Source organism: Paenibacillus sp. VTT E-133291, from assembly GCF_002264395.1.
In the GTDB taxonomy this organism is placed as follows: domain Bacteria; phylum Bacillota; class Bacilli; order Paenibacillales; family Paenibacillaceae; genus Paenibacillus_AQ; species Paenibacillus_AQ nitricinens.
Window position 1 is genome coordinate 17825 of record NZ_NFVA01000083.1, and the last position, 10606, is coordinate 28430.

Annotated in this window: 11 protein-coding genes; 10 read left to right on the plus strand and 1 reads right to left on the minus strand. The window is 44.2% G+C overall.

Annotated features, from left to right (window positions below; genetic code table 11):
* The first annotated feature begins 65 nt into the window (after nt 1–65).
* The 6 genes from CA598_RS25120 to CA598_RS25145 all read left to right on the plus strand — a co-directional run bounded on the left by CA598_RS25120 (nt 66) and on the right by CA598_RS25145 (nt 6056).
* On the plus strand, nt 66–941 hold the full coding sequence (locus tag CA598_RS25120) for a LysR family transcriptional regulator (protein ID WP_094874171.1): 876 nt from the start codon (nt 66–68) through the stop codon (nt 939–941).
* A 95-nt stretch (nt 942–1036) separates the two neighbouring features.
* Entirely contained in the window at nt 1037–2152 is a 1116-nt protein-coding gene (locus tag CA598_RS25125) for a LacI family DNA-binding transcriptional regulator (protein WP_256990640.1), read from the plus strand.
* A gap of 1 nt (nt 2153) precedes the next feature.
* Nucleotides 2154–3314: a Gfo/Idh/MocA family protein gene (locus CA598_RS25130; RefSeq protein ID WP_094874172.1), complete on the plus strand. Its 1161-nt coding sequence runs from the start codon at nt 2154–2156 to the stop codon at nt 3312–3314.
* A gap of 25 nt (nt 3315–3339) precedes the next feature.
* Nucleotides 3340–4062, plus strand: a complete 723-nt coding sequence (locus CA598_RS25135) for a ThuA domain-containing protein (RefSeq protein WP_094874173.1) — start codon at nt 3340–3342, stop codon at nt 4060–4062.
* A gap of 20 nt (nt 4063–4082) precedes the next feature.
* On the plus strand, nt 4083–5186 hold the full coding sequence (locus CA598_RS25140) for a Gfo/Idh/MocA family protein (RefSeq protein WP_094878288.1): 1104 nt from the start codon (nt 4083–4085) through the stop codon (nt 5184–5186).
* 75 nt (nt 5187–5261) lie between these two features.
* The gene (locus CA598_RS25145; protein WP_094878289.1) at nt 5262–6056 is read left to right on the plus strand and encodes a DUF3221 domain-containing protein; all 795 of its coding nucleotides are present in this window, start codon (nt 5262–5264) and stop codon (nt 6054–6056) included.
* 65 nt (nt 6057–6121) lie between these two features.
* Here the strand turns inward: CA598_RS25145 and CA598_RS25150 are convergent, their stop codons facing one another.
* Complete coding sequence (locus CA598_RS25150) at nt 6122–7006, minus strand: helix-turn-helix domain-containing protein (RefSeq protein ID WP_094878290.1); 885 nt, start codon at nt 7004–7006, stop codon at nt 6122–6124.
* Nucleotides 7007–7129: 123 nt separating this feature from the next.
* On the opposite strand from CA598_RS25150, the gene CA598_RS25155 reads away from it, so the two are divergent.
* The 4 genes from CA598_RS25155 (at nt 7130) to CA598_RS25170 (ending at nt 10355) form a co-directional block, all read left to right on the plus strand.
* Nucleotides 7130–8017 carry a sugar phosphate isomerase/epimerase family protein gene (locus CA598_RS25155; protein ID WP_094878291.1) on the plus strand — a complete coding sequence of 296 codons (888 nt, stop codon included), beginning with the start codon at nt 7130–7132 and terminating at the stop codon, nt 8015–8017.
* A gap of 18 nt (nt 8018–8035) precedes the next feature.
* Entirely contained in the window at nt 8036–9085 is a 1050-nt protein-coding gene (locus CA598_RS25160; RefSeq protein ID WP_094878292.1) for a Gfo/Idh/MocA family protein, read from the plus strand.
* A 76-nt stretch (nt 9086–9161) separates the two neighbouring features.
* Nucleotides 9162–9857 (plus strand): HAD family hydrolase, encoded by a 696-nt coding sequence (locus CA598_RS25165; RefSeq protein ID WP_094874179.1) that lies wholly within the window; start codon nt 9162–9164, stop codon nt 9855–9857.
* A 24-nt stretch (nt 9858–9881) separates the two neighbouring features.
* The gene (locus CA598_RS25170) at nt 9882–10355 is read left to right on the plus strand and encodes a GNAT family N-acetyltransferase (protein WP_094874180.1); all 474 of its coding nucleotides are present in this window, start codon (nt 9882–9884) and stop codon (nt 10353–10355) included.
* Nucleotides 10356–10606 lie beyond the last annotated feature (251 nt).

Below are 10606 nucleotides of genomic sequence, written 5' to 3' on the forward strand. Positions count from 1 at the left end.
ACTGAATGTTTATCATAGGATACATGAGTAAAACTTATGCAACTTATAAAGGTGAGGGATAGAGGTTGAGCATTAATAAGTATGAGATTTTTCTAAAAGTTGTGGAGCTGGGGAGCCTAACCAAAGCAGCAGATGTGCTGGGCTTTACGCAATCTGGGATTAGCCACACGATTAGCAGCTTGGAGATGGAGTTTGGCTTCACGTTATTAATTAGAAATAGATCTGGGGTTAAATTAACGGTCAACGGTGAGCAAGTACTGCAGCCGATCCGTGAAATTCTAAAGTGGAATGAACAATTGAAGCAGGAAGTAGCGGATATTCATGGGCTAGAGGTCGGGACCATTACCATTGGGACGTTTACCAGTGTATCCGTACATTGGCTGCCAGGGATGATTAAGCAATTCCGCAGTGAATACCCCTATATAGAAATTAGGTTAATGGAGGGGGGTTACTTAGAGGTAGAACAATGGATTGAGGCCGGAGTTGTTGACTGTGGTTTTATTTCTCTGCCTACCCGTGAGAAGTTCGAAGTGATTCCCTTAAAAAAGGACCGGATGTTAGGTATCGTTTCCAAAGATAACCCGCTTAGCGCAGAGCCGTTTCTGTCATTATCCCAAATTGCGAAGGAGGATTTCATCATCCCGAAGGCAGGTTCAGATTATGATGTCAGACGTGTGCTGGATAAGGCAGGCATCAAACCGAATATTAAGTTTTCAGCGGGTGATGACTATGCCATTATGGCAATGGTGGAGAAGGGGCTTGGGATTAGTATTTTGCCAGAGCTTGTGTTAACCCGTCAAAATTATAACGTAACCATGCTTGAATTGGAGGAACGAAGTTTTAGATCGCTTGGGATCGCTGTACACTCCATGAAATACGCTTCCCCTGCTACTAGAAAATTCCTAAAGCATGTGCAAGCGTGGTTAATGGGGAATCCCTGAATAGTTAGTAATCCAATTCAAATGATCTCAATCCCCTGATTCGATTTAGGGGATTTATTATTAATAAATATCCAAAAATAGGGTTGACGAAGGGCATGGTTCATGAGAGAATGTACGCGCGTACATCTAATGAATACGCTTTCGTAGGAGGGATTTCTATCGCCAGCCGTAAAGAGGTTGCCGAGCTTGCCGGAGTCTCAGAAGCCACAGTCTCTCGTGTGTTAAACAACGTAGGTCCGCTCAAGGAAGAAACGAAGGAACGTGTGTTGGCAGCTGCGCTCAAGCTGGGATATACCCCTAGTTCACTCGCGCAGAGCTTTGCTCGTAGAAGAAGCGGGCACCTTGGTGTAGTAATGCCTTATTTGCCAAATGCACGCTTGTTCTCCACTTATTATTTTTCTGAAATATTAAGTGGAATTGGGAGTAAGGCGCGAGAAGAGGGTTATGATCTGCTAATGCTCTTTCGAAATGCCGAGGAGCCCATGGATTATTGCGGTTTGTTTAAGATGCGGAAGATCGATGCTTGCATTGTACTCGGTGCCAAAGAAGAGCCTGGTGAGCTGGATTCACTTCGTCGTTTGAAGGAGGAACGTTATCCATTTTGCCTGATTAATCAGCATTTTGAAGAAGAAGCTTTTCACGAGGTGGATGCTGATCATGTCGAAGGAAGCTGGCAAGCGGTCAGGCACTTACTGGATCAGGGCTTTACAAGAATTGCCTTTCTAAACGGGCCAGCATCTTATTCGAACAGCCGAGATCGTTTAACGGGTTATGCACGCGCTTTGGAGGAGTCTAACCTTCCGTTGGATGAATCGCTTTTATTCGAAGGCAATTTCAGTCGTAAAAGCGGTGTTATGGCTGCTAAGGAGATGTTGCCTCTGCTGAATGAGATTGATGCTATTGTTGCCGCCAATGATCGAATGGCCATTGGATTGCAGCAAGGCTTGCAGGCGCTAGGTATCCCAAGGGATCATATTCCAGCTATCGTGGGATATGATGATTCAGATGCCGCTGAGCTTACTACACCGGCCTTAAGCAGTGTGCGAGTTCCCTTTTATGAGCTAGGTGAAATCGCTGTGGCTAAGGTATTAGAATTGCTGGGGAATAGCCTCTCAGAAACCTCATCATCCTCCCAAGTCATCCAGATTAAACTACCGACAGAACTAGTTATTCGAGCTTCATCCATAATTATGAATCCTAAGGAGGAATAAGATGAAACAGCTTCGCATTGGAATGATCGGTTACAAATTTATGGGTAAAGCGCATAGTAATGCTTATCGCAGTTTGCCAATGTTTTTCCCGAAAGCGCTTAAACCTGAAATGTCTGTGATTTGTGGACGGAATCCTGAAGCGCTTGAGGAAGCTGCCGCTCAGTTAGGTTGGGCGGATTGTGTAACGGATTGGAAGGAATTGATCGCCCGTAAGGATGTCGATCTTATTGATATAAATGCTCCAAGTAACGCACATAAGGAGATTGCTCTGGCAGCAGCCAAAGCTGGTAAACATATTTTTTGTGAAAAACCACTCGCGTTGACCTTGGCGGATTCCCGTGAGATGCTGCAAGCCGCTGAAGATGCAGGGGTTACACATATGGTTGGTTTTAATTATCGCTTTTCACCTGCGGTTAGACTGGCTAAGAAGCTTGTAGAGAGCGGGAGGCTGGGGGAGATCTATCATTTTCGGGCTTGGTTTCTGCAAGATTGGATTATAGATCCGGAATTCCCGTTAGTTTGGAGATTGCAGAAGGAGATTGCAGGTTCAGGGTCACATGGAGATCTAGGTGCGCATTTAATTGATTTGGCACATTTCTTAGTGGGTGACGTGAAGGAAGTAATCGGCATGAGTGAGACCTTTATAAAAGAGCGCCCACTCGCCGCTGAAATGACCGGATTAAGCGCCAAAGGTGATAAGGATGCCCCAAAGGGTAAGGTTACCGTTGACGATGCCACATTGTTTTTAGCCCGTTTTGAAAACGGTGCCATGGGTAGCTTTGAAGCAACCAGATTCGCAGCAGGTCATCGCTCTACCAATTCCTTTGAAATCAACGGAAGTCTTGGCAGTGTGAAATTCGACTTCGAGCGGATGAATGAATTAGAAGTCTATTTGACTTCAGACGCTGAGGATGTACAGGGTTTTCGGCGCGTGCTGGCTACAGATCCTGCGCATGAATATGCAGAGGCTTGGTGGCCGCCGGGTCATACGATTGGGTTTGAACATACCTTTATTCACGAGATGTTGGAGCTTTCCAACGCGATTGAAGAAGGACGTCAACCTGTTCCTAATTTCCATGATGGGGTGAAATGTCAAGCTGTGCTGGAAGCTGTAGAACGCTCTATTGATGAGCGCCGCTGGGTCGATTTATCTGAGATGTAATTTATCATAAGGAGGCGTGCTGAAGATGAGAAAAGCATTGATTGTATGGGGCGGTTGGGAGGGTCATGAGCCTGAACAGGTCGCTGATATCTTCGCTAAGGTATTGCAAGAGGAACAGTTTGAAGTGGAGGTATCGAACACGCTTGAGGCTTTTGCCGATGCGGATAAGCTTCTTGGATTAGATTTGATCGTTCCGGTATGGACGATGGGTACAATCGATCAGAAGCTGGTGGACAATGTCTCGGCTGCTGTGCAGCAAGGGACAGGGCTTGCAGGTTGCCATGGTGGGATGTGTGATTCTTTCCGAAATAATGTAGATTGGCAGTTTATGACGGGAGGGCAATGGGTAGCTCATCCTGGCAATGACGGTGTGAACTATACTGTCGAGATTCGTCAAAGCTCAAGTCCATTGGTAGAAGGATTAGAAGATTTCAGCGTGTGTTCGGAGCAATATTATCTCCATGTAGATCCAGCTGTAGAAATACTAGCAACGACTCGTTTCCCAGTTATAGAAGGTCCTCATTCGTACAATAAAGCTGTAGATATGCCGGTAGCTTGGACAAAACGTTGGGGGCTCGGCAGAGTTTATTATAATTCTCTTGGTCATCATGCGGATATTGTAGCTATGCAACAGGTAAAGGAAATGATGCGCAGAGGACTGCTATGGGCGGCTGAAGGCAAAGCCCTTACACAATCCAATCTTTCAACGGTAAGTACCAGCTATAGCGGAATGGCAGACAGTCAATAAACAGTGGGAGCGATCAACGAATGGATAAAGTCAAAGTCGGAATTATTGGCTGCGGTAAAATCAGTAGTATCTATATGGAGAATTGTCAAAAGTTCGAGATCTTGGATCTAGTTGCGTGTGCTGATTTAGATTTGTCTAGAGCACAGGAACAAGCGGATCAATACAATATTCCTAACGTTTATACCACAGAGCAGTTACTGAATGATCCGGAGATAGAGATTGTAATTAACCTGACGATTCCAGCTGTTCATGCGGAGGTATGCCTGAAAGCCATTGAAGCGGGTAAACATGTGTACGTTGAGAAGCCGCTGGCTGTGACGAGAGAAGAAGGACGTCAAGTTCTGTCTGCTGCTCGTGAACAAGGCGTGCTTGTGGGCAGCGCACCGGAAACCTTCTTCGGATCGGGCATTCAGACCGTATTGAAGCTGATCGAGGAGGGCGTAATTGGCGAACCTGTTGCAGCTACATCCTTTATGATGGGCCGTGGACATGAGCATTGGCATCCAGATCCTGAATTTTATTATGCCGCAGGTGGAGGACCCATGTTCGATATGGGGCCGTACTATTTGACAGCATTGGTGCAGTTGCTCGGACCTATTCGTACGGTTAGCGGAATGACTGGAAAAGCGCTGGAAGAACGCACGATTACAAGTGAGAAGAAATTGGGGAATAAAATTCCTGTGCAAATACCGACCCATGTAGCTGGAACATTAAGATTTGAGAATGGAGCCATTGCAACGCTGATTACTAGCTTTGATATCTTTGGCGGAAGTAACCTGCCGCATATAGAAATCTATGGAACACTTGGAACGATTCAAGTGCCGGATCCTAATAATTTTGGAGGTCCGGTGAAATACCGGCTTATGGGTGAGAATGAATGGACGGAGCAACCACTGTTATCTGGATATGATCAAAATACTCGTGGAATTGGTCCAGCGGATATGGCTTATGCCATTCGGACGGGAAGACAGCATCGTGCTAGTGGCGAATTGGCTTATCATGTATTGGAAGTGATGTGGGCTTTTCATGATTCTTCAGATGCTCATTCATTTTACGAAATGGAGAGTACCTGCACTCGTCCAGCGGCTCTTCCACTTGGACTTGCTCCATATACATTGGATTAGAGAATTCATTCTATTATTGCAACCTATCACTTCCAATCTCCGTTTGAGAAGATAAAGAGTGGGGGAGTGAAAAGGATGCGGATCAAGATTAGCGGCTGGATATGGATTTCTGCTGCTATCCTGTTCATAAGTAGTTGTTCAGAAGATCAACAATCGAACAAGGAGCCGGCTCCAACTGCTGCAATTACTGCAACTCCAGATATCTTGGGTACTGCGAGCGATGGAATAGAAGATCCTGAAGCGGTTAAAGCTTTCCTATCTGCTCAGAAGATTCCTAACGGAGATATCTATCTACAGGATAATAAGGTTCATATCAATATAGTGGGTTTGAAGTCGCAGATTGAGCAGCGGTTTGCTCAGACTTTCGCGGCAGGTACTTATGAGCTCCATGATGTTAAATATTCGATGCAAGAGTTATTAGCTGCACAGGAGCTTTTGCATAAACAAGAACTCTACCAGAAGCTTAATCTATACGGTTCCAGTGTGGATACGATTGGTAATAAAGTAACGATTACAATACCGTCTGATTATGCTGAAACAGCCATACATGAGATAGAAAAATGGCTCGCTTCCGATATGTTGACTTACGACATTTCAGAGATAGGCGAACCACATGTAATAGGTCAAATCGTAGATATCGATACCAAACAGGCGAAGCGGATTCTGATTCTGGAGCCTGGAAACGAAGAGCCCTCTTACTGGTTCTCATTTAATGAGAAATCTGAAATGTTCAATGAAGCTGGGGAATCGATCCATTTTAAGGATTTGAAAGTAGGGCAGCAGATTAAGCTATGGAGTACTGGTATGGTGGCTGAATCCTTTCCTGCGCAAGCAAGTGTGCGGCGGATGGAACTTGCTGCTACGGAATAATCCTATAGCCAGCACCGTTTGGTAGGGCAAACGGTGCTATTTTTCGTGTATAGAGACCGAATCTCCTATTTTCGAACCCCTGAAGGGGTAATCCCTTTATATTGCTTAAACAGCTTGGTAAAATAATTAGGATTATCGCAGCCCACTTTTCCAGCAATCTCCGTCACTGTGAAATCGGTCTCTAGTAGCAGCCGTTCCGCTTCATTTACTCGGCACAGATTGACATAATCGATGAAGGTCCGACCCGTTAGCTTCTTAAAGGTTTTGCAGAAATGATACGGATTTAGATTTACAGATTTGGCGGCGCTCTCAATGGTCATTTTCTCATCAAAGTGGTTCTCCATGTACTCCAGCAGTGGCTTGAATCGCTCACGGTTGAAGGAATGACGTTCATTCGTGTTACTAGCAGCCTGCTCAGGCAAAAAGGTACGGGAAAGAAAAACAAAAAGCAGATGCAGTTGATTTTTGATGATTAATTGAAAAGCAGGACCTTTCTGATACACTTCATCTACGATGGTGTCCAGCAAGGAGTAGTAAGTGGAGCAGGTTGGAACAAGCGCCGCAGGTTTAACCGGAAGTTGATATCGGTTCTCTAAATAGGGAGCTACGAATTGCTCGTGCTGTGGATCTTGCTTCCAATCCTTAAATAAAGAACGATGAAATACGATGGATATAAAACGAACATGATCTTCCCGCAGACTGTACCCAACATGTAATCCCCCAGAAGGAACGAATAATACCTCTCCGGGATGTAGCTCGTACGGCTTACTGTCTATGTGAAAGATGGCACTGCCTTCCTGCATCATGATGATTTCGAAATGCTCATGCCAATGAAGAAACAGAATGTTCTGGCCGGCTTTTGCATATCTGCATTCATTAAAAAACAATCGAAACGGATAGTTGCTTCCTTCTAATTGAGGGTATTCTTTAAGATCATTGGGATAGCTCATAATTCACTCAACTCCCACAAGATACGACTATATAAACACAAGATAATAAGAGTTTTAAGCTCAAAAGCAGGTTATACTCGGACTATAGAACTTACTATAAACCAATATTGGAGTGGTCACAAGATGAAGGATACAATGCGAATTGGAACATTAGTGGGTGGTGGAGATGCTGTCAGAGTGATCCCGCAAATTGTAGGACATGGATTTGAATCTTTTAGCTTAACCTTCTGGCAAACTACAGCGGAAACAGATCTTGTGGAAACTGGAAAGCGTGTACAAGAACTAGCGGCAGAACATGACTTTGTGATCTCCACCGTTGGGATCTTCGGCAATCCATTGACGAATACGGGTGATAATTCCGATGTACTAGCCAGCTGGGAGCGACTGATTGATCATGCTCATTTGTTCGGAACGGATATGGTATCAGGTTTTACGGGAAGGTTGCCAGGGGTGTCCATTGATGAATCCATTCCGAAGTTTACTGAGGTATTTGGAGAGTTGTCTAAAAGAGCAGCGGATCGCGGGTTACGAATTGCCTTCGAAAACTGTTCAATGGGTGGAGACTGGGAATCAGGTGACTGGAATATTGCTCACAATCCATTATCTTGGGAGAAGATGTTCAACGCTGTACCTGCTGACAATATTGGACTCGAATGGGAGCCATGTCATCAGATGGTGCAGTTGATTGATCCGATACCACAGCTACGTAAATGGTCAGATAAGATCTTTCATGTACATGGCAAGGATGCCACAATTGCATGGGATATCGTAAAAGAGTATGGAATCCACGGCCCTAAGCCTTATGTATGGCATCGTACTCCGGGCTTTGGAGATACGAACTGGACGGATATCATTTCTATTTTGCGTCAGGCAGGTTATAAAGGCACCATTGATATTGAAGGCTGGCATGATCCAGTTTATCGGGATGAGCTGGAGATGATGGGACAAGTTCATGCTTTGAACTATTTAAAACAATGCCGGGGTGGTAGCTTTGTACCTAATCCACTTTAACCGTTGAGGGGGAGAATGATGACAGCACAGTACCGTGTAGCGGTTGCAGGTTGTGGAGGAATGGCTAACGCCTGGATTGAATACGCTTTATCACGTTCCGATATTCAAATTGTTGCCCTTGTAGATATACGGCTGGAGTCAGCTCAAGCGATGGCCGCGAAACATGAAATTCCCTGTCTGACGTTTACTGACATTAAACTGGCGATCCAGGAGACCGATGCAAATCTAGTTTTTGATGTAACCGTTCCAGGAAGTCATTTTAATATTTCTAGCACTGCATTAGAGCTGGGTTGTAATGTGTTTAGTGAAAAACCTTTAGCTGAGACGATGGAGGAATGTAATAAGATCGTTGAGATCTCGGAGCGAACCGGAAATACTCATGCCGTGATGCAGAACCGCCGTTACGATCCTCGTATTCGTTCTTTAAGAACAATCATCGAATCAGGTATGATTGGAAGAACCGGATTTATCGGTGCAAGCTTTTTCCTCGGCGCTCATTTCGGAGGATTCCGTGATGTCATGGCAAGTCCGCTGCTGCTGGACATGGCGATTCATACCTTTGATCAGGCCCGTTTCATTAGTGGTGCGAATCCTGTATCTGTTTACTGTCAGGAATTTAATCCTCCTGGTTCATGGTATGAGGGAAATGCATCGGCAGTATGTATTTTTGAGATGTCGGATGGTTCCATATTTACTTATCAGGGGTCTTGGTGTGCGGAAGGTGCCTCTACCTCATGGGAAGCAGCTTGGCGGATTAATGGGGAAAAAGGAACTGCGATTTGGGATGGGCATGATTTGCCATATGCAGAAGTAGTCGCAACAGGAGACCAGAGCGATAAATTTATTCGCGACGTTGAACGTGTAAATGGCGAAGTGATTGCGATGAACAAGACCTTCCATCACGGCTGTCTGGAGGAAATGTTCCTGTCGCTAGCAGAGGGACGTCCTGCAGAGACGAATTGTCGAGATAATCGTTATAGTATGGCAATGGTATTCGGAGCGCTGGAAAGTGCTAAAACAGGCCGGAAAATTAATCTGGTGGAGTTCATGAATACCGCAGAGCTGTGAGAAACCCTTTGTTAATTTTATCCAAACGCTAATGTTCATGTTATGATAGATAAGAACATTATTCGGGGAGGATATTATGTACAAAGCCATTATATTTGATCTAGATAATACTTTAATAAATTATAGTACTTGTGAAATTGAAGCAATGAAAAGAACCTGTACCGATCATAATCTCTTTGTAGAAGATACTGATGCGTGGTCTTTATTTTATGGAGAGTTCTCAGGTCATAATTTTCGCCATTGGATGAACTTTGTGGGTGGTGGTGAGGTGAAGACCATAGGAGAGGTATTGAGATATTCTTTTAGAGACACGCTTAAACAGGAAGAACTTCTGCACAGTAAACTGTCAGATACTTATTGGAATTATTTTTGCAATTCCTGTTATTTTGAAGAAGGAGCGGAACAGATCTTAACCTCTTTTAAAGATAAATATGCGCTGGGAATCATCACCAATGGGATCAGTGAGGCACAAAGAAAAAGACTGCAAGCTGGTAAGATCTATGAAATATTCAAATCCATTATGATCTCCGATGAAGTGGGCATCCGAAAACCTGATAAACAGATTTTTGAAATGTCTTTAAAAGATCTCCAGCTAAGCAATCATGAAGTGCTGTTCGTTGGTGATTCTTTACAGGATGATTACCATGGTGCTGTGAATTCTGACATTGACTTCTGCTATTACAATCGTCAAAATATAGAGATTCCTAAAGACCTCAAGCCTAACTATATGATTAGTTCTCTTTTGGAGCTTAAAGATGTAGTGGGGTTGTAGCCATGACAGCAAGGAGAACTCATAGTGGAAATTAGGGTTTATCAAGAATCAGATATAAGTCAGCTTATCTCATTGTTCTATGCGACGGTTCATTCCGTAAATAAACGACACTATTCACAGGAACAGCTTGACGCTTGGGCTCCTAATGAGGAAAGAGCACACAAGCTTAAGACTTGGAGTGCTTCATTAGGTCACAACATTACTTATGTAGCTGAAATTAACGAATGTATCGTTGGTTTTTCGGATATGACGGTGGAAGGACACTTAGATCGTCTTTATGTCCATAAAGATTACCAAAGCCAAGGCATAGCCTCTGCTCTCCTGCACAAGCTTGAACAGAAGGCGAGAGAACTGGGTCTTCACGAAATGGATACTGAAGCAAGTATTACAGCTAAGCCCTTTTTTGAACGACATGGATACCAGCTTATGATGAAACAAAGTGTAGAGCGAAGAGGGGTTCTGTTAGTTAATTATCGGATGAGCAAAAAGTTAATGTAATTCAAAGGAGGCTGTCTCAAAAGTAGTGAAGCTACTCTACTTATGGGGCAGCTTCTTTTTTTTGGAGTAATTAGGGAAAACCTCCCTGAAAATAGCCGATAATTGCTCTAAATGAATGGAATCAGGGAATTCCTCCCTAAAAATCGGGGTAATATCTATATTCGCGAACGGATCGTTGTTCCAATCGCTGTGCTCTCCAAATTTTTTTCATTCCCCTAAGCGCGGTGAAAATCCGGAGACCAAGGCGACCG

Coding starts and splice junctions, on each gene's coding strand:
- CA598_RS25150 (WP_094878290.1), bottom strand. CDS start 7,006: ATGAGCTATCCCAATGATCTTAAAGAATACCCTCAATTAGAAGGAAGC.
- CA598_RS25135 (WP_094874173.1), top strand. CDS start 3,340: ATGAGAAAAGCATTGATTGTATGGGGCGGTTGGGAGGGTCATGAGCCT.
- CA598_RS25140 (WP_094878288.1), top strand. CDS start 4,083: ATGGATAAAGTCAAAGTCGGAATTATTGGCTGCGGTAAAATCAGTAGT.
- CA598_RS25130 (WP_094874172.1), top strand. CDS start 2,154: ATGAAACAGCTTCGCATTGGAATGATCGGTTACAAATTTATGGGTAAA.
- CA598_RS25165 (WP_094874179.1), top strand. CDS start 9,162: ATGTACAAAGCCATTATATTTGATCTAGATAATACTTTAATAAATTAT.
- CA598_RS25145 (WP_094878289.1), top strand. CDS start 5,262: ATGCGGATCAAGATTAGCGGCTGGATATGGATTTCTGCTGCTATCCTG.
- CA598_RS25155 (WP_094878291.1), top strand. CDS start 7,130: ATGAAGGATACAATGCGAATTGGAACATTAGTGGGTGGTGGAGATGCT.
- CA598_RS25125 (WP_256990640.1), top strand. CDS start 1,037: ATGGTTCATGAGAGAATGTACGCGCGTACATCTAATGAATACGCTTTC.
- CA598_RS25160 (WP_094878292.1), top strand. CDS start 8,036: ATGACAGCACAGTACCGTGTAGCGGTTGCAGGTTGTGGAGGAATGGCT.